Origin of the sequence: Cupriavidus oxalaticus (assembly GCF_038900635.1) — a bacterium.
Taxonomy (GTDB): domain Bacteria; phylum Pseudomonadota; class Gammaproteobacteria; order Burkholderiales; family Burkholderiaceae; genus Cupriavidus; species Cupriavidus oxalaticus_B.
Genome location: NZ_JAYMRX010000001.1, coordinates 133,872 through 151,906, shown reverse-complemented (window position 1 = coordinate 151,906; position 18,035 = coordinate 133,872). Strand labels below are relative to the sequence as shown.

The following is an 18,035-nucleotide window of genomic DNA, read 5'->3' as shown; positions in this document are numbered from 1 at the left end:
ATGACGCAGGAACCCAACCAGCATGTCTGCCCTGTTTTCCCCGTTTGAACTGAAAGATGTCACGCTGCGCAACCGCGTCGCGATCCCACCGATGTGCCAGTACAGCGCCGTCGACGGCATGGTCAATGACTGGCACCAGGCGCATTACGCCGGCCTGGCCCGTGGCGGCGCCGGCCTGGTGATCGTCGAAGCAACTGCCGTGTCGCCCGAAGGCCGCATCACCCCGGGCTGCACCGGGCTATGGAACGACGCGCAGCAAGCCGGCATGGCGCGCATCGCCGCGGCGATCAAGGCCGGCGGTGCGGTGCCCGGCATCCAGATCGCCCACGCCGGCCGCAAGGCCAGCGCCAACCGGCCGTGGGAAGGCGACGACCATATCGCCGAAAACGATCCGCGCGGCTGGCAGACGCTGTCGCCGTCGGCGGTGCCGTTCGGCGCGCACTTGCCCAAGGTGCCCCGGGCGATGACGCAGGACGACATCGCGCGCGTCCAGCGCGATTTCGCCGCCGCCGCCCGCCGTGCGCGCGATGCCGGTTTTGAATGGCTCGAGCTGCATTTCGCACATGGCTACCTGGCGCAGAGCTTCTTCTCGCGCCACGCCAACCAGCGCGACGATGCTTATGGTGGCGACCTCGCCGGCCGCAGCCGTTTCCTGCTGGAGACGCTGGCGGCGGTGCGCGAAGTGTGGCCCGCCAATCTGCCGCTGACCGCGCGCTTCGGCGTGATCGAATTCGACGGGCAAGACGAGCAAACGCTGGCCGATTCGATCGAGTTGGCGCGGGCGATGCGCGAAGGAGGCCTCGACCTGCTCAACGTCAGCGTCGGCTTTTCCACGCCAGACGCAAAGATTCCATGGGGCCCGGCCTTCCTCGCGCCGATCGCCGGGCGCGTGCGCGGCGAGGCGAAGCTGCCGGTGGCTTCGTCATGGGGCATCGACAACCCCGTGCTGGCCGACCGCGCCGTCGCCGAGGGACAGATGGACCTCGTCATGGTCGGCCGCGCGCTGCTGGCCAACCCGCACTGGCCTTACCACGCCGCCCAGCGCCTGCAGGTGCGGAAGCCGTCGTGGGTGCTGCCGGCGCCTTACGCGCATTGGCTGGAGCGCTACCAGCTCCAGGCCTGAGCCCGGGCGAAGCGCGGCGGCGTGCCGGCACGTTTCCGCGTTTTGCCGCACAATAACGCCTTGCGCGCCGCACAGGAGCACGCTGGATCACCAGAGGCGGGGTCATCGACCCGCCCGGCAGCGGGCGGCATTCCGTAGAACTCTCTGCAATCCTGTACATGGCCGCCCCACATGCACACGCCGCCGCGGACGCCGTTCGCGGCGTTTCGCCTTCCGGCGCCTCGCGCGATGCGAGCACGCCGGACCTTTCCGACCATCCCGCATCGGCCGCACCGGCCGCACCGGCCAGAGCGCCGGCAAGTTCCGGCCGCCTCGCACTGCTGGCGCTCGGTGTCGGCAGCTTCGCCATCGGCACCGGCGAATTCGTCATCATGGGCCTGCTGCCCGATGCCGCGCGCGACCTCGCCATTTCCATTCCCGAAGCCGGCCACCTGATCAGCGCCTATGCGCTGGGCGTGGTCATCGGCGCGCCGCTGCTGGCGGTGCTGGGGGCGCGCTGGCCGCGGCGCAACCTGCTGGTGGCGCTGATGGCGGTGTTCGCAGCGGGCAATCTCGCCAGCGCGATGGCGCCGTCCTACCTGTCGATGCTGGTGGCGCGGCTGCTGACCGGCTTTCCGCACGGCACCTACTTCGGCGTGGCGGCGCTGGTCGCCGCGGGGCTGGTCCCGCGCGAGCGGCGTGCGCAGGCGGTAGGGCTGGTGATGCTGGGGCTGACCAGCGCAACGCTGGTCGGCGTACCGATTGCCGCCACGGTCGGCACTTGGCTCGGCTGGCGATCTGCCTTCGTGATCGTGGGCGCGCTCGGCGCGCTGACGGCGCTGCTGGTGTGGCGCTGCGTGCCGTTCGCGCCGGCCGACCGGCATGCCAGCCCGCTGCGCGAACTGTCGGCGCTCCGGCGCAAGCAGGTGTGGCTGACGCTGGGCATCGGCGCAATCGGGTTTGGCGGCATGTTTTCGGTGTTCAGCTACATCAAGCCGACCATGCTTGAACTGGCGCACATGCCGGTGGCCGGAATCCCAGTGGTGCTGGCGCTGTTCGGCGTCGGCATGGTGGTGGGCAACCTCGCCGGCGCGCGGCTGGCCGACAAGGCGCTGATGCCGACCATCGGCGGCGTGCTGGCATGGACCGCACTGGTGCTGGGCGCCTTTACCTTCACCGCGCCGCATGCGTGGCTCGCCGCGGCCAACGTGCTGCTGATCGGCACCGTGGTGGCACTGGGGCCGGCACTGCAGATCCGGCTGATGGACGTGGCCGGCGATGCGCAGGCACTGGCGGCCGCGCTCAACCACTCGGCGTTCAACCTGGCCAATGCGCTCGGCGCGTGGCTGGGTGGCGTGACCATCGCCGCCGGCTATGGCTGGACCTCGACCGGCTGGGTCGGCCTGCTGCTGGCGCTGGGCGGCCTGGCGATCTATGCCTGGTCGGTGCTCGACATGGACCGCCGCGGCGCTACCGCAACGGCCTGACGTGCCTTGGCCATGGGCGCCGTCAACGGCTGGACTGGCCCCGGCGCGCGAGAATGGAAAACCCGCCAAGAAAGAAGGGCGCCATCGCCGGCGCCCCTTGTCGATTCCGGCGCTACGGCCGGCAGTCCCGCCGTCAGGCGTCCGCGACGCTCGCGCCGACGATATTGAAGCCGCCGTCGACGTAGGTGATTTCACCGGTCACGCCGCTGGCCAGGTCGGACAGCAGGAAGGCGGCCACGTTGCCGACTTCGTCGATGGTCACGTTGCGGCGCAGCGGGGCGGCCTGCTCGAAGTGGCCCAGCAGCTTGCCGAAGTCCTTGATGCCCGAGGCGGCCAGCGTCTTGATCGGGCCGGCCGAGATGCCGTTGGCGCGGATGCCGCGCGGGCCGACCGACGAAGCCAGGTAGCGCACGCTGGCTTCCAGCGCCGCCTTGGCCAGGCCCATGGTGTTGTAGTTGGGAACCACGCGCTCGGCACCCAGATAGGTCAACGTCAGCAGCGAGGCCTTGTCCGACAGCAGCGGCAGCGCGGCCTTGGCCAGCGCCGGGAAGCTGTAGGCGGAAATGTCGTGGGCGATGCGGAAGCCTTCGCGCGACAGGCCCTCGAGGAAATCGCCGGCGATGGCTTCGCGCGGCGCGAAACCGATGGAGTGCACCAGCCCGTCGAACTTCTCCCAGCGCTGGCCCAGCGCGGCGAAGGTCGCGGCGATCTGCTCATCGCTGCCGACGTCGCACTCGAACACCATGTCGGTACCGAATTCCTTGGCAAACTCGCTGATCCGGTCCTTGAACCGTTCGCCGACATAGGTGAAGGCGAGTTCGGCGCCTTCGCGCTTGCACGCGGACGCAATGCCATAGGCGATCGAGCGGTTCGAGAGCAAGCCCGTGATAAGGATCCGCTTACCTGCCAGAAATCCCATAAGTTCTCCAAGGTGGTGTATCAGGCACGCTTCCTGCGTCCGCCGTGCGGCCGTGCGCGTGCCCTGGATGTTCTGCGGCCGTTTTATTGCGCCGCGCAGAGGGAATGTCCGGATGGCTGGCGCCACCCCGGACGCATGTAAAATTGTCTCATACTTGGCCCGGCCGCAGAACGCCGGGACCCCAGAGGTCATAGTGGAGGAATCCAACGGGATGCCTATTCAAGCACGTTGGCCGCTTCAGGCGGCATGGCAGTGCTTCCGGCGGGATGCGGTACTGCGGTTCGGGCTGGCGGCCATGCTGGCGGCGGGGGTCTCCCTGGTCTCTCTGGTCTCTTCTCCGGCCATGGCGGCGCATGGGTTCGCGCTGCACGGAGACCTGAAGTACGCCGAGAACTTCCCGCACTTCGACTATGTCAACCCCAACGCACAGGCTGGCGGCACGCTCACGCTCGCCAATCCGGACCGGCGCACCAGCTTCGACAAGTTCAACCCGTTTACGCTGAAGGGTACTTCGGCGCCCGGGCTCAATGCGCTGATGTTCGAGTCGCTGCTGGTCAGCAGCGCCGACGAGACCGCCAGCGCCTACGGCCTGCTGGCCGAGGACGTCACGGTCGCGCCGGACGAGATGTCGGTCACCTTCCGCATCCGCCCGCAGGCGCGCTTCTCCAATGGCGACCCGGTGCTGGCATCGGACGTCAAGCATTCTTATGACATGCTGATGAGCAAGGCGTCGAGCCCCGGCTACCGCAGCATGTGCACCGATGTGAAGGCGGTGGTGGTGACCGGCGAGCGCACGCTGCGCTACGACTTCAAGCAGCGCAACCGCGAACTGCCGCTGATCGTCGGCGCGCTGCCGGTGTTCTCGAAGAAGTGGACCGCCAAGGTGCCATTCGAGAAGCTGACCTTCGAGCCGCCCATCACCAGCGGCCCCTACCTGATCGAGCGCTACGACGCCGGCCGCGGCATTATCTTCAAGCGCGACCCCAAATACTGGGGCAAGGACCTGGCGGTGCGCCGCGGCACCTTCAATTTCGCGCGCGTGGTCTACCGCCTGTACAAGGACGAGACCGCCAAGCTGGAAGCCTACAAGGCCGGCGAGTTCGATGCCATCGTCGAGTACCGCGCCAAGAACTGGGCCAAGAGCTACCAGGGCACGCGCTTCCGCAACGGCGAGCTGATCAAGACCGAATTCCCGCACCGCAACGGCGCCGGCATGCAGGGCTTCGTGATGAACATGCGCAAGCCGGTGTTCCAGGACGTGCGGGTGCGCCAGGCGCTGATCCTTGCGCTGGACTTCGAATGGCTGAACCGGCAGCTGTTCTACGGCGCCTACAAGCGGCTGGACAGCTGGTTCTCAAACAGCGAGCTGGCCGCCAGCGCCACCTTCGACGGCCGGCCCGGCCCCGCCGAGATGGCGCTGCTGGAACCGCTGCGCGCCGAGCTGCCGCCCGAGGTCTTCGGCCCCGACGTGGTGCAGCCCAGCACCGCAGCGCCCCGGTCGCTGCGCGACAACCTGCGCCTGGCCCGGCGCCTGCTGGCGCAGGCCGGCTGGACCTACACCGACGGCGCGCTGCGCAACGCCAAGGGCGAACCGCTGGTATTCGAGTTCCTGGACGATGGCGGCGCCATGAGCCGCGTCATCACCACCTATGTGCGCAACCTGGAGAAGCTCGGCATCCAGGTGCACCAGCGCACCACCGACTTTGCGCTGTACCAGAAGCGGCTGGAAGACTTCGATTTCGACATGGTGTCGATCCGCTTCCCCGACTCGCAGAGTCCCGGCAATGAGCTGCGCGACCGCTTTGCCAGCGAGGCCGCGACCACGCCGGGCTCGGACAACCTGTTCGGGCTGAAGTCGCCGGTCGTCGACAAGCTGGTCGACAACCTGCTGCATGCCCATACCCGCCAGGAGCTGATCACCGCCGGGCGCGCGCTCGACCGGGTGCTGATGCACGGCTACTACATCGTGCCCAACTGGTACAGTGCGTCGCACCGGGTCTCGTATCGCAAGGAGCTGGCGTATCCGGAGCGGCTTCCCTATTTCTATACGGCCGAAGGCTGGATCCTGAGCCAGTGGTGGCGCAAGGACGTCCAGCCGCAAGCGCGCTGACGCGTTCAGTGCAGATTAGCTAAAGAAACAAGGACCGGCCGATGCTTGCCTACCTGCTCAAGCGCATCCTGCTGATGATCCCGACGCTGATCGGCGTCATCACGCTGACCTTTGTCGTCATCCAGTTCGTCCCGGGCGGCCCGGTCGAGCAGATGATGATGGAACTGAAAGGGCGGGGCGGGGCCGGCGAAGCCAGCGGCGGCGGCGCCGAATACCGCGGCCGCCGCGGCGTCGACCCGGAGAAGATCAAGGAGATCCAAGCCCTGTACGGCTTCGACAAGCCGCCGCTGGAGCGCTACTTCCTGATGCTCAAGCGCTTCGCCCAATTCGACCTGGGCCAGAGCTATTTCCAGCACCGCAGCGTGTGGGAACTGGTCAAGTCCAAGCTGCCGGTGTCGGTTAGCCTGGGTTTGTGGACGTTTTTCCTGACCTACCTGATATCGGTGCCGCTCGGCATCTCCAAGGCGATCCGGGCGGGCAGCCGTTTCGACGTCGTCACCAGCATCGTCGTGCTGGTCGGCTATGCGATTCCCGGCTTCGTGCTGGGCGTGCTGCTGCTGGTGCTGTTCGGCGGCGGGACCTTCGTGCAGTGGTTCCCGCTGCGCGGGCTGACCTCCGACAACTGGGAACAGCTGTCGCTGATGGGCAAGGTGATGGACTACCTGTGGCACCTGGTCCTGCCCATCACCGCCTCGGTGGTGGGCAGCTTCGCCGTGGTCACCATGCTGACCAAGAACGCCTTTCTGGAGGAAATCCGCAAGCAGTATGTGCTGACCGCCCGGGCCAAGGGCCTGGGCGAGCGCCGCGTGCTATGGAAGCATGTGTTCCGCAACGCCCTGATCCCGCTGGTGACCGGCTTCCCGGCGGCCTTTATCGGCGCCTTCTTCACCGGCTCGCTGCTGATCGAGACGCTGTTCTCGCTCGACGGGCTGGGCTTGCTGTCGTATGAGGCCGTGCTGCGTCGCGACTACCCGGTGGTGCTCGGCACGCTCTACCTGTTCACGCTGATCGGGCTGGTCACGCGCCTGATTTCCGATGTCTGCTACGTGCTGGTCGATCCCCGCATCCATTTCGAGGGCCTGCACCGATGAAACCGTTCTCGCACGCCGTACCCAACGGCCTGCCGCACTCGCCCTCGCCGCGCCAGCGCGCCTGGCAGCGCTTCCGGCGCAATCGCCGCGGCTACTGGAGCCTGGTGATCTTCGTCGCCATCTTCGTGCTGAGCCTGGGCGCCGAGGTGTTGTCCAGCAACCGCCCGCTGGTGGTGCGCTACCAGGGCAGCTATTACTTCCCGATCGTCAAGACCTACCCGGAAACGACCTTCGGCGGCGACTTCCCGACGCCGGCCGATTATCTCGATCCGTTTATCCGCGACCGCATCACCTCAGACGACAACTTTGCGCTCTTCCCGCTGAACCGGTATTCGTACGACTCGCTGAATTACTTCGCCAAGGAGCCCAACCCGGCGCCGCCTTCGGCCGAGAACTGGCTCGGCACCGACGACCGCGGCCGCGACATCCTGGCGCGGCTGCTGTACGGCTTCCGCGTGTCGGTGCTGTTCAGCCTGGCGCTGACCGTGATCGGCGTGGTGATCGGCACGCTGACCGGGGCGCTGATGGGATTCTTCGGCGGCCGCTTCGACCTGTTTTCGCAGCGTGCGATCGAGATCTGGAGCTCGATGCCCGAGCTGTACCTGCTGATCATCTTCGCATCGATCTTCGAGCCCAGCCTGGCACTGCTGATCATCCTGCTCTCGCTGTTCGGCTGGATGGGGCTGTCCGACTACGTGCGCGCCGAGTTCTACCGCAACCGCTCGCTGGACTACGTCAAGGCGGCGCGGGCGCTGGGCTTGTCCAATGTGCAGATCATGTGGCGCCATATCCTGCCCAACAGCCTGACCCCGGTGATCACGTTCCTCCCGTTCCGCATGAGCGCAGCGATCCTGGCGCTGACCAGCCTGGACTTCCTTGGCCTGGGCGTGCCGCCGACCACGCCCAGCCTGGGCGAGCTGCTGGCGCAGGGCAAGGGCAACCTCGATGCGTGGTGGATTTCGCTGTCGACCTTCACCGTGCTGGTGGTGACGCTGATGCTGCTGACCTTCATGGGCGACGCGCTGCGCGATGCCTTCGACACCCGCCTGGGCCTCGCCCAGCTGCGTGGCCGGGTCGAACCCAAGGTCCCGGCCGGCGCGCCGACGGGGACTGCACCGGGGGTCACGCCATGAGCGCGTTTTCGTCAGCCGCGCCAGTCCTCCAGGCCGGGGCTGCCGCTGCGCAGGCAGCGGCGCCGGCGCCTGGCTCCAAGCTGATGTGCGTGGAAAAGCTGTCCGTCACCTTCGGCCACGGCGAACATGCCACCCGCGCGGTGCGAGAGGTCAGCTTCGACCTGCGCGCGGGCGAGCGCTACGCGCTGGTCGGTGAATCCGGCTCGGGCAAGACCGTGACCGCGCTGGCCATGCTGCGCCTGGTGGAAGATGCCTACTACGACGGTGCGATCCGCTTCGAAGGCAAGAACCTGCTCGACGTTTCCGACCGCGAGATGCGGGCAATCCGCGGTGCCGAGATCGCGATGATCTTCCAGGAGCCGATGACGGCGCTGAACCCGCTGTACACCATCGGCAACCAGATCGTCGAAACGCTGGCGCTGCACGAAGGCTTGGACCGCCGCGCGGCGCGCGAGCGTGCCATCGCGCTGCTGGAGCGCACCGGCATCACCGATGCCGCCCACCGTTTCGACAGCTTCCCGCACCAGCTTTCCGGCGGCCAGCGCCAGCGCGCCATGATTGCCATGGCGCTGGCGTGCCGGCCCAAGCTGCTGCTGGCCGACGAGCCCACCACGGCGCTGGACGTGACCATCCGCGCCCAGATCATGGACCTGCTGCGCGACCTGCAGGCCGAATTCGGCATGGCGGTGATGCTGATCACCCATGACCTGAACCTGGTGCGTTCCTTTGCCCAGCGCGTGGGCGTGATGGAGAAGGGCGTGCTGGTCGAGACCGGCGAGACCGCGCAGGTGTTTGCCGCGCCCCAGCACCCGTACACGCGCAAGCTGATCGACAGCCGGCCGAAGCGCGAGGTGCTGCCGCTGGTGCCGCTGGCGCCGGTGCTGCTGGAGGCGCGCAACCTCAGCGTCAACTACGCGCGCAAGCGCCGCGGCCTCGCTGGCTGGTTCGGCAAGGATCAGTTCGCGGCGGTCAAGGATGTCGATTTCCAGCTGCGCGAGGGCGAGACCATCGGCATCGTCGGCGAATCCGGCTCGGGCAAGACCACGCTGGCGCATACCGTGCTGGCGCTGCAGCGCAAGGGCGCTGGCACTATCCATTTCCTGGGCCGCAGCTTCGACGACGCCACGCGCAAGGACCGCTGCCAGCTGCGCTCGCGCATGCAGGTGGTGTTCCAGGACCCGTTCGGCTCGCTGTCGCCGCGCATGACGATCGAGCAGATCGTCGGAGAGGGCCTGGCGCTGCACCAGCCGGGCTTGTCGCGCGAAGCCACGCGCGAGCGCGTCATCGACGCCCTGCGCGAAGTCGGGCTCGACCGCACCGCGCTGGGGCGCTACCCGCACGAATTCTCCGGCGGACAGCGCCAGCGCATCGCGATCGCGCGCGTGCTGATCCTCAAGCCCCAGGTGCTGGTGCTTGACGAGCCAACCTCCGCGCTGGACGTTTCGATTCAGCAGCAGGTGCTGGCGCTGCTGTCCCAGTTGCAGCACAAGTACAACCTCAGCTACCTCTTTATCAGCCACGACCTCGCGGTGATCCGGGCCATGGCGCACCGGGTGATCGTGATGAAGGCAGGGGAGGTGGTCGAGACTGGGGAAACCGAGGCAGTGCTCGGTGCGCCGCAGCATCCCTATACCCGCAAGCTGATGGCTGCTGCGCAGGTTGGTGCTGCCTGACCTCGGTGCTCTGCAGCATCGCTTTTCACGCCGCCGGCCTGGCGGCGTTTTGATATGCGCAATCCGATAAACAGGATGCGAAATTCGGCCTATATCGTTGATTCGCAAGTCAAATCCGGCGAATTTGTAACGAACTTTGACATGTGAATGACAACCCTTTACCATCCCGCGAGTACTACTTTTGGGGGTGGTGTCTCCGGCGCATTGGCTCGTGCATGCACGTTGACGGTGCATCGCCCGGGGCGAGCGGGGCGCAATAGCGTCCTTCCAGCCGGGCGCGGATGTTGCGTAGCATCCCCCCAGTAGTGCCGGCGTGGTGCACACGCCGTACGGATACCCCAGCAGCCCCGGACCTTGTGCCGGGGCTTGCTTTGGAAACGATCAACGGGAGAACCAATGCAGCGATCGGTACTTCATTCCCTGGCGCGCGCCGCCGTCGGAATTGCCATTGCCTGCGGTGCGACTGTGTCGAATGGAGTGCTGGCGGACACGGTGTTCAAGGACGCCGACGCCCGTATCGATGCCACGGCCTCGGCCGCGGACTCGCATGCGGAAGGCAAGCGTGGCTTGCTGTCGTCCATGGTGAATTCCACCAGCAACGTTGCCAGCAAGGCTGGCGACCTCGTCATGAACGCGCTGGGCCTGATCGGCGTGCGTTACCGCTTCGGCGGCAACAGCCCCGAATCCGGCCTGGACTGCAGCGGCTTTGTCCGCTACGTGTTCCAGGACACCTTCGGCTTCATGCTGCCGCGCCGCTCTGTCGAAATCAGCCGTGTCGGCACCAATGTGGCGACCAGCGACCTGCGTCCGGGCGACCTGGTGTTCTTCAACACCATGCGCCAGACGTTCTCGCACGTCGGCATCTATATCGGCGACAACAAGTTCGTGCACGCCCCCTCGACGGGCAGCAAGATCCGTGTCGACGACATGCGCGCCGCGTACTGGGTGACGCGCTACAACGGCGCGCGCCGTATCGAAGACGATGGCAACAGCCGCAGCGAAAGCCTCGGCGACATGGTCGAGACACTCAAGCGCTACGACCCCAAGGCCGTACGCGCCGCCATGTACGGCGGCTGAGCGTCACGGCAACAAACAAAAAGGACTGCCGCGGCAGTCCTTTTTGTTGTCCGCGCCGGGCGCAGCTATTGCGTCGCTACCGTGCTGGCCGGCTGCAGCCGCGCCTGTTCCAGCTTCTGCCGCAGCGCGGCCATCACCGCGGCGGTTGCCTGCTCGCCCGCCAGCACCGCGCGGTTGCGGGCGTTGAAGTCGCTGCCGCTCATGTCGGGCAGCTCGGGGCGGATCACCACGTCCGCGCGCGACAGTGCCATCTTGTTGATCGACTGGCCCATGATAGCGGTGGTCTGCAGCAGCACGCCGCTCTGCCCGGCGTTCTTCTGCGCCGACGGGTCGGCGGAGATATTTACCGCGATGACGAAGTCGGCGCCCATGGCGCGCGCCGAGTCGACCGGCACCGGTTCGACCAGTCCGCCGTCGACGTAGTCATGTCCCTGGATCGAAACCGGCTGGAACACGCCCGGCACGCTGCTCGACGCACGCACCGCCTGCCCGGTATTGCCGCGGCGGAACAGGATCTTCTCGCCGGTCTTCAGGTCGGTGGCGACGATGCCGAGCGGCAGCTTCATCGCCTCGATCGGCCGGTTCTGCACCTGGCGGTTGACGTAGTTCTGCAGCGCCTCGCCCTTGAGCCAGCCGCCGAAGCGGGTGCCGAAAGGCAGGGCCCAGTCGGCGATCGACGCCTCGTCCATGGTCAGCGCGAGCTTGTTCAGCCGGAAGCCGTCCAGGCCGCTCGCGTACAGCGCGGCCACCACCGCGCCGGCGCTGGTGCCGGTCACCAGGTCGGCATGGATGCCCTGCGCCTCTAGCGCCTTGATCACTCCAATATGGGCAAAGCCGCGCGCGGCGCCGCCGCCAAGTGCCAGGCCGATCTTGATCGGGCGTGGGGTGGGCGGGACGGCGGGCGTGGTTGCTACCGGCGGCGCGGTGCGCGGGCCGAAGGCACAGCCCGCCAGCAGGGCGGCCGCGGAGAGGCCGAGGAAATGACGTCGTTGCATGAAGCGGGATCAGTGAATCAGGGGTGGCCGGTAACGCCGTGGCATGTGATGTTGGCGCTGCTTTACGCCGCATAGTGCGGTTTGCGTCGGCATGCGCGTCGGCCGGCACGATCTCAGACCGGCGCAAGCATAAATGATTCCGCGCACGCCCGGGCGCCATGCAGAAGGCGGCGGAGCGTGCTTGTATAATGCAAAGCCTGCACATACCAGCCCGCGCGCGCCGCTGCGCGCGGGCTTTCTTGTTTCTGCCCCTGACCATGACCCAACGCGTCCGCACCCGCTTTGCGCCGAGCCCGACCGGCTTCATCCACCTCGGCAATATCCGCTCCGCGCTCTATCCCTGGGCCTTCGCCCGCCGCATGAAGGGCGACTTCATCCTGCGCATCGAAGACACCGACGTCGAGCGCTCGTCGCAGGAAGCGGTCGACGTGATCCTGGAGAGCATGGCCTGGCTGGACATGGACATCGACGAAGGCCCGTTCTACCAGATGCAGCGCATGGACCGCTATCGGGAAGTGGTGGCGCAGATGGTCGATGCCGGCCTGGCCTATCGCTGCTACATGAGCACCGCGGAACTCGACGCGCTGCGCGAAGCCCAGCGCGAGCGGGGCGAGAAGCCGCGCTACAACGGATTCTGGCGCCCGGAAGAGGGCAAGGTCCTGCCCGAGCCGCCCACCGGCGTGGATCCGGTGATCCGTTTCAGGAATCCGATCGGCGGCAGCGTGGTCTGGGACGACGCGGTCAAGGGCCGCATCGAGATTTCCAACGACGAGCTCGATGACCTGGTGATCGCGCGCCCGGACGGCACGCCCACGTACAACTTCTGCGTGGTGGTGGACGACCTCGACATGAAGATCACGCACGTGATCCGCGGCGACGACCACGTCAACAACACCCCGCGCCAGATCAACATCATCCGCGCGCTCGGCGGCACCGCGCCGGTCTACGCGCACCTGCCGACCGTGCTGAACGAGCAGGGCGAGAAGATGAGCAAGCGCCACGGCGCCATGGCCGTGACCGGCTACCGCGACGAAGGCTACCTGCCCGAAGCCGTGCTGAACTACCTGGCCCGCCTGGGCTGGGCCCATGGCGACGCCGAGATTTTCTCGCGCGAGCAGTTCATCGAGTGGTTCGACCTGGATCACCTGGGCAAGTCGCCGGCGCAATACAACCCGGAAAAGCTGGCCTGGCTGAACAACCACTACATCAAGGTCGGCGACAACCAGCGCCTGGCCGAATTGACGCGGCCGTTCATCGAAGCGCTGGGCGGCAAGGTGGAAGGCGCCGATCAGGTCGGCGTGGTGGCTCTGGTGAAGGATCGCGCCAACACGCTGAAGGAAGTCGCACAGGCCGCGCTGCTGTTCTATCGCGGCGAGCCGCAGGCGGATGCCGCGCTCAGGGCCGAGCACCTGACGCCGGAGATCCAGCCCGCGCTGGCCGCGCTGTCCAGCCAGCTGGCCGCGTTGCCTGAGTGGAAGCGCGAGGCCATCAGTGCGACCTTCAAGGCGGTGCTGGCCGAGTTCGGCCTGAAGATGCCCAAGCTGGCCATGCCGGTGCGCCTGCTGGTGGCGGGCCAGCTGCAAACGCCGAGCATTGACGCGGTGCTCGAACTGTTCGGCCGCGACACGGTGCTGCGCCGCCTGGGCGCCGGTATCGCCGCGTAAAAAATCTCGCAAAAATCCGGGCCGGGGGCTTGCGCTCCGGACCGGAGTTGCGCATAATCTCGTTCTCCCTGCAGCGCGGTCCCTGACCAAGCGGGCTGACGGATCCGCAAGGATCTACGCAATCTCCAGGCTTTTAGAAAGCAAAGAGAAAAGCGAAAAAAGTTAAAGGGAAGCTTGCAAAGATTAGTAGTTGATATATAATCTTGGCTTCGCTTGAAACGGTAGTTAAATCAAGCGAAAATAACGCAAGTGGCAGTAAATGGCAGTACCATGGGGCTATAGCTCAGCTGGGAGAGCGCTTGCATGGCATGCAAGAGGTCAGCGGTTCGATCCCGCTTAGCTCCACCAAGATTCAGGTGGCATCCAGTCAGTATCGGATGGCGCCAGACGGAACGTGTTGAAAAACAAGTTTCTGTCCCCTTCGTCTAGAGGCCTAGGACATCACCCTTTCACGGTGAGTACAGGGGTTCGAATCCCCTAGGGGACGCCAAAACAGCCGGGCGTAATCAAACGTCCAGCGCGTCACCAAGAGCTTTGCTCGAGGTGGCAGCCGACTAAGGAGTGGTAGTTCAGTCGGTTAGAATACCGGCCTGTCACGCCGGGGGTCGCGGGTTCGAGTCCCGTCCACTCCGCCAAAACTAAACCCGCATGGTTAATCGCCATGCGGGTTTTTCTTTTAGGGTGAGGGATTATGTTGATAATCACCACGGCAACAGTAAAAAATGTTGCAATCGTTGCGGAAATCGATATATAATCCTAACTTCGCTGCAAACACAGCAGTTTGTGAAAGCCGCGAAAGCAGTATCAGGCAGTTACCCGTATGGGGCTATAGCTCAGCTGGGAGAGCGCTTGCATGGCATGCAAGAGGTCAGCGGTTCGATCCCGCTTAGCTCCACCAAGGATTCGGGAGGTATCGAAAAAGATGCTTCCCAGGCGCGAAAAAGTTTGTTAGAATGTCGGACTTTCCAGCGCAAGACAGAAAACGCGTTGAATAACAAGTTTCTGTCCCCTTCGTCTAGAGGCCTAGGACATCACCCTTTCACGGTGAGTACAGGGGTTCGAATCCCCTAGGGGACGCCAAAACAGCCGGGCGTAATCAGACGTCCAGCAGTCGTCTCAAGCCATATGCTTGAAGCGGCGCCGACTAAGGAGTGGTAGTTCAGTCGGTTAGAATACCGGCCTGTCACGCCGGGGGTCGCGGGTTCGAGTCCCGTCCACTCCGCCAAATTAAACGCCCGCGCAAGCGGGCGTTTTTCTTTTCTGCTCCAGGTTTTTCCCACGCCTCGATCTGCAGGTGCGCCTGCGGCAAGCGCAGGCGCGCCATCGGAGCATGCGATCGGATCAAAGCTTCATGTCGGCGCTCACCTTCGCGAAATACCGCACCAGCAAACCACCGGCAATGGCGAGGCTGATGCTGTTGGCCAGCCAGAACCCGCTCGCTCCATGCGTGAACGCCGGCAGGCCTTCGATCAGTCCGAACCCCAGCACATAGCCGCCGCCCAGCCCGATGCCCCACAGCGACCCCGCATAGATCAGCGTCGGAATCATCGCGATCTTGTAGGCACGCAGGATAAACGCCGTCATCACCTGCACGGCATCGAATGCCTGGTAGAAGGCCACGAACAGCACCAGCGGCAGTGCGGCCGCCACCACGGTGGGGTCGCTCGCATAGGCGTGCAGGATGGGCTCGCGCAGCAGCCACAGCAGCGCGCCGGTCAGCATGGCCAGTGCCACGGCCGCGCGGATGCCGCGCCAGGCAATGCGGCTTGCTCCGGCGAGATCGCGTGCGCCGATATGCTGTGCAACCAGTGTCGAGGTAGCGATGCCCAGCGACAGCGGCAGCATGTAGGCCACGGCGCCCAGGTTGGCGATGATCTGGTGCCCCGCCAGCGTGACCGTGCCCAGCCGCGTGATAAAGATCGACATCAGCGTGAACGAGGTGATCTCGATCAGGTAGGTCAGCCCCATCGGCACGCCCAGGCGCAGCAGCGCGCGCAACGGCGCGGCTGCCGGCCAGCTCCATGTGGCAAAGATCCGCAGCGGCTGGTAGGCAGCGCCATAGCGCAGGATCAGCAGCCCGGCGCTGCACCATGCCCAGCTGATCAGCGTCGAGGCCAGCCCGCAGCCGGGCCCGCCCATGGCTGGCACACCCAGGCCGCCGTGGATAAACCAGGCATTGAGCGGAATCTTCAGCGCCAGGCCGCCAACCTGCAGCACCGTGACCATGATCGGCCGCGACATCGCATTGTTGAGCGCCGAATAGATGCGGAAGGCGAGCGCCGCGGGCAGCCCGAACGCGCCGAAATGCAGGTAGGCGGTAGCCTTGTCGACCAGCTCGGGCGGCGCCTTGGCAAAAGCCAGCAGCGGCGCCGGGAAGGCCAGCAGCAGCACGCCGGGGATCGCGAGCGCGGCACCCAGCCACGCGGCCTGCCGCACTTCCGCACCGATCGCCTCGACGCGGCCGGCGCCATAGAGCTGGCCGGCGACAGGCGCCAGCGCCTGCAGCACACCCATCAGGCTGATATAGACGGTGACGTAGATCGAACCGCCCAGGCCGACAGCGGCGAGGTCGGTGGCGGAGGCGCGGCCGGCCATCACGGTGTCGATGACGCCGAAGGCGATCACGGCCAGCTGGCCGGCGAGTACCGGCGCGGCCAGGCTGAAGATGCGGCGAAGGTCTTGGAACAGGGTCATTCAGGCCTCAGGGGCGATGTCAGGGGCGTTGGCCGGGCACGATGCCCGCAGCCGCCTGCGGCCGGAATGGATCGATGGCGCTGCGGTGCGCTGCGAAGGGCTCGCGCCGGTGGGATCAGGGCTGCCGCGGCAGGCGGCGGCGCGGCAGGTCGGGGCGCGGATGCACGGCGCGCGCGGTATCGACCAGCCGGTACATGCGGAAGCGCTCGTCGCGGTCCGCGGGGCGGCGGCCTTCCCAGATCAGCCGCCATTCGAAATGCGAGATATTGCCGGGCTCGCCATAGTCCACCGAATCGTGGCGCAGCAGCACGTCGCAACCGTCGCCGGGGCCGCCAAAGCGGATATGGCCGAAGTAGGCGAACGATGCCAGCTGTGCATCGCCCATGCGGATCGGCTGCACGCACCGGTATGCGGGCGGCAGCGCCATCGCCGCGGCCTGGGCCACGTCACGGTAGGTCTTGCCGTAGTTGATCGACGGCAGCCACAGCGTCATCGCCATCACCCACATCAGCGTGGTGCCGGCAGCCGAGATCACCACCGGCCGCCAGATCTGCTTGGGCGCGCGCGACAGGCGCCAGCGCACGATCAGCACCCAGGCAATGGTCGCAGCCAGCGCGATCAGCACCGCGGTGATCGTGAACTCATGCTGGTAGCCGGGGAGCTGGCGGAACACGTTGCGCGCGATGCGCGGCGGCCAGCCGGTGGTCTTGGCGATCCACATGAACCAGACCGTGCCGCCAAAGATGGTGAAGAACAGCAGCGCGAACCAGTCGATCGCGTTGATCACGCCACGCGCCAGCGTGGGTAGCGCGAAGGCCGCCAGTACCGCCATCGGCGGCAGCAGCAGGATGAACTGCACGTCGCCGCCGCTGCGTTGCAGGAACAGCAGCACCACCACGGGCAGCAGCACCGCCAGCGGCATTGCAACGTGGGCGGCGCGGCGCATGCCGGCCCATGCAACCCATGCCCATGCCGCGATCGGCCAGACCGGCCACGTGTACAGGAACAGGTTGCGCATGTTGAAGCCGAACGTCTGCATGTTCGGCGAACCATAGTTGCGCCGGTCGTAGCGCGCCCATTCGCGGATAAAGGTGACCGCCTCGGTTCGGTCCGTCGCGCCGAAATACGCCGCGGCCAGCCACGCCGCGACGATCAGCAACGCCAGCGGGATGCCGATGGCGGCGAGCCGCTGCCAAGGCAGCGGTTTGCACACCAGCGCGCAGACCACGGTGCCGAACAGCAGCGCCAGCGGCAGGATGGGGCCGCTGGCCAGCGCCAGCCCGCCGAGCGCGGCACCATAGACCAAGCTGCCCATCAGCGGCTTGTCGAGGCTGCGCACCAGCGCGTACAGCGCCAGCGCGATAAAGGCCACCTGGCCGACCTGCGGCGTGGTCTCGTGCCCGCGCATGGCCAGGCCGACGCAGGCCAGGAAGATCAGCAGCGCGCCGTCGGCCAGCGTGCGGCCATAGTCGCGCGCATTGGGCTGGCCGCCGAACGCATAGGCGAACGGCTGGACCTCGTCGCGCCGGCCCAGCAGGTAGGTGCTGTACCAGATGCAGGCGCAGGTCGAGAAGAAGAACAGGGCGGTGGCAAGGCGCGCGGCGTCGGTGGGTCCCAGCCAGCCGCCGAAGCCGCGGATCATCAGCGCGCCGATCCAGAACACCAGCGGACCGTCCTCCGTGAACGGCCGGCCGACGATGTTCGGCATCAGCCAGTCATGCAGGCCGCCGGTGGCCAGTTGCCACATCACGCCGAAGCCGGCGGCGTCCTCGTTTTTCCACGGATCGCGGCCGAACAGGCCGACCAGGCCATAGATGATGCAGATCGCCAGCAGCAGGGCGCGCGGCAGGGCGCCGGTCGCGGCAGCGGTCAACTGGACGGGTGAGGTATTGGCTTGACGCATCGATGCTCAGGTCGGGCCGTGGCGCAATGGCGCGAAGGCCACAGTATCGCGCATGCGGCGGCCGCGAGGGCCGTGACATGCCGTGGAAGCCTCACGCAGGTGAGGGATTCCGGTGGATACAACAGTGCCGGCGCCGGATAAGCGGGGCTGCACAAACGGCGGGCACAAAAGAAAAGAGGCAGCCGAT

12 protein-coding genes and 6 tRNA genes are annotated in these 18,035 nt (G+C 66.4%); 14 read left to right on the top strand and 4 right to left on the bottom strand.

The window, feature by feature from the left end; translation table 11 throughout:
- The first annotated feature begins 22 nt into the window (after positions 1-22).
- Both VSR71_RS00670 and VSR71_RS00665 read left to right on the top strand, forming a co-directional pair.
- Positions 23-1,123 carry an NADH:flavin oxidoreductase/NADH oxidase gene (locus tag VSR71_RS00670; protein WP_342912059.1) on the top strand — a complete coding sequence of 367 codons (1,101 nt, stop codon included), beginning with the start codon at positions 23-25 and terminating at the stop codon, positions 1,121-1,123.
- A gap of 158 nt (positions 1,124-1,281) precedes the next feature.
- Entirely contained in the window at positions 1,282-2,589 is a 1,308-nt protein-coding gene (locus VSR71_RS00665; RefSeq protein ID WP_342912058.1) for an MFS transporter, read from the top strand.
- A 133-nt stretch (positions 2,590-2,722) separates the two neighbouring features.
- Here VSR71_RS00665 and fabI read toward each other — a convergent pair whose 3' ends face one another.
- On the bottom strand, positions 2,723-3,508 hold the full coding sequence (fabI, locus tag VSR71_RS00660) for an enoyl-ACP reductase FabI (protein ID WP_133096114.1): 786 nt from the start codon (positions 3,506-3,508) through the stop codon (positions 2,723-2,725).
- A gap of 211 nt (positions 3,509-3,719) precedes the next feature.
- Here fabI and VSR71_RS00655 point away from each other — a divergent pair, with 211 nt between their 5' ends.
- From VSR71_RS00655 to VSR71_RS00635, 5 genes are all read left to right on the top strand, one after another.
- A complete protein-coding gene (locus VSR71_RS00655; RefSeq protein ID WP_342912057.1) occupies positions 3,720-5,618 on the top strand; it encodes an extracellular solute-binding protein in 1,899 nt (632 codons plus the stop codon).
- A 41-nt stretch (positions 5,619-5,659) separates the two neighbouring features.
- Positions 5,660-6,709: a microcin C ABC transporter permease YejB gene (locus VSR71_RS00650; RefSeq protein WP_133096116.1), complete on the top strand. Its 1,050-nt coding sequence runs from the start codon at positions 5,660-5,662 to the stop codon at positions 6,707-6,709.
- Positions 6,706-7,842, top strand: coding sequence for an ABC transporter permease (locus VSR71_RS00645; RefSeq protein WP_342912056.1), 1,137 nt, complete (start codon positions 6,706-6,708; stop codon positions 7,840-7,842). Before VSR71_RS00650 ends, VSR71_RS00645 begins: the two co-directional genes overlap by 4 nt.
- Positions 7,843-7,925: 83 nt before the next feature.
- Positions 7,926-9,515, top strand: a complete 1,590-nt coding sequence (locus VSR71_RS00640; RefSeq protein ID WP_342912659.1) for an ABC transporter ATP-binding protein — start codon at positions 7,926-7,928, stop codon at positions 9,513-9,515.
- A 396-nt stretch (positions 9,516-9,911) separates the two neighbouring features.
- Entirely contained in the window at positions 9,912-10,592 is a 681-nt protein-coding gene (locus tag VSR71_RS00635) for a C40 family peptidase (protein ID WP_342912055.1), read from the top strand.
- 65 nt (positions 10,593-10,657) lie between these two features.
- On the opposite strand, the gene VSR71_RS00630 is transcribed toward VSR71_RS00635, so the two are convergent.
- The gene (locus VSR71_RS00630; RefSeq protein WP_342912054.1) at positions 10,658-11,587 is read right to left on the bottom strand and encodes a patatin-like phospholipase family protein; all 930 of its coding nucleotides are present in this window, start codon (positions 11,585-11,587) and stop codon (positions 10,658-10,660) included.
- A 257-nt stretch (positions 11,588-11,844) separates the two neighbouring features.
- Here VSR71_RS00630 and gltX point away from each other — a divergent pair, with 257 nt between their 5' ends.
- The 7 genes from gltX to VSR71_RS00595 all read left to right on the top strand — a co-directional run bounded on the left by gltX (position 11,845) and on the right by VSR71_RS00595 (position 14,476).
- Positions 11,845-13,251: a glutamate--tRNA ligase gene (gene gltX, locus VSR71_RS00625; RefSeq protein WP_342912053.1), complete on the top strand. Its 1,407-nt coding sequence runs from the start codon at positions 11,845-11,847 to the stop codon at positions 13,249-13,251.
- Between the two features lie 272 nt (positions 13,252-13,523).
- Positions 13,524-13,599, top strand: a tRNA-Ala gene (locus VSR71_RS00620).
- A gap of 66 nt (positions 13,600-13,665) precedes the next feature.
- Positions 13,666-13,741 (top strand) — tRNA-Glu (locus tag VSR71_RS00615).
- A gap of 68 nt (positions 13,742-13,809) precedes the next feature.
- Positions 13,810-13,886: transfer RNA gene (locus VSR71_RS00610), tRNA-Asp, on the top strand.
- A gap of 187 nt (positions 13,887-14,073) precedes the next feature.
- Positions 14,074-14,149 (top strand) — tRNA-Ala (locus VSR71_RS00605).
- 106 nt (positions 14,150-14,255) lie between these two features.
- Positions 14,256-14,331 (top strand) — tRNA-Glu (locus tag VSR71_RS00600).
- Between the two features lie 68 nt (positions 14,332-14,399).
- Positions 14,400-14,476 (top strand) — tRNA-Asp (locus VSR71_RS00595).
- A 116-nt stretch (positions 14,477-14,592) separates the two neighbouring features.
- Here VSR71_RS00595 and VSR71_RS00590 read toward each other — a convergent pair.
- Positions 14,593-15,945: an MATE family efflux transporter gene (locus tag VSR71_RS00590; protein WP_342912052.1), complete on the bottom strand. Its 1,353-nt coding sequence runs from the start codon at positions 15,943-15,945 to the stop codon at positions 14,593-14,595.
- Positions 15,946-16,060: 115 nt separating this feature from the next.
- Positions 16,061-17,848, bottom strand: coding sequence for a glycosyltransferase family 39 protein (locus VSR71_RS00585; protein WP_342912051.1), 1,788 nt, complete (start codon positions 17,846-17,848; stop codon positions 16,061-16,063).
- Positions 17,849-18,035 lie beyond the last annotated feature (187 nt).

Coding starts and splice junctions, on each gene's coding strand:
- VSR71_RS00670 (WP_342912059.1), top strand. CDS start 23: ATGTCTGCCCTGTTTTCCCCGTTTGAACTGAAAGATGTCACGCTGCGC.
- VSR71_RS00665 (WP_342912058.1), top strand. CDS start 1,282: ATGGCCGCCCCACATGCACACGCCGCCGCGGACGCCGTTCGCGGCGTT.
- fabI (WP_133096114.1), bottom strand. CDS start 3,508: ATGGGATTTCTGGCAGGTAAGCGGATCCTTATCACGGGCTTGCTCTCG.
- VSR71_RS00655 (WP_342912057.1), top strand. CDS start 3,720: ATGCCTATTCAAGCACGTTGGCCGCTTCAGGCGGCATGGCAGTGCTTC.
- VSR71_RS00650 (WP_133096116.1), top strand. CDS start 5,660: ATGCTTGCCTACCTGCTCAAGCGCATCCTGCTGATGATCCCGACGCTG.
- VSR71_RS00645 (WP_342912056.1), top strand. CDS start 6,706: ATGAAACCGTTCTCGCACGCCGTACCCAACGGCCTGCCGCACTCGCCC.
- VSR71_RS00640 (WP_342912659.1), top strand. CDS start 7,926: ATGTGCGTGGAAAAGCTGTCCGTCACCTTCGGCCACGGCGAACATGCC.
- VSR71_RS00635 (WP_342912055.1), top strand. CDS start 9,912: ATGCAGCGATCGGTACTTCATTCCCTGGCGCGCGCCGCCGTCGGAATT.
- VSR71_RS00630 (WP_342912054.1), bottom strand. CDS start 11,587: ATGCAACGACGTCATTTCCTCGGCCTCTCCGCGGCCGCCCTGCTGGCG.
- gltX (WP_342912053.1), top strand. CDS start 11,845: ATGACCCAACGCGTCCGCACCCGCTTTGCGCCGAGCCCGACCGGCTTC.
- VSR71_RS00590 (WP_342912052.1), bottom strand. CDS start 15,945: ATGACCCTGTTCCAAGACCTTCGCCGCATCTTCAGCCTGGCCGCGCCG.
- VSR71_RS00585 (WP_342912051.1), bottom strand. CDS start 17,848: ATGCGTCAAGCCAATACCTCACCCGTCCAGTTGACCGCTGCCGCGACC.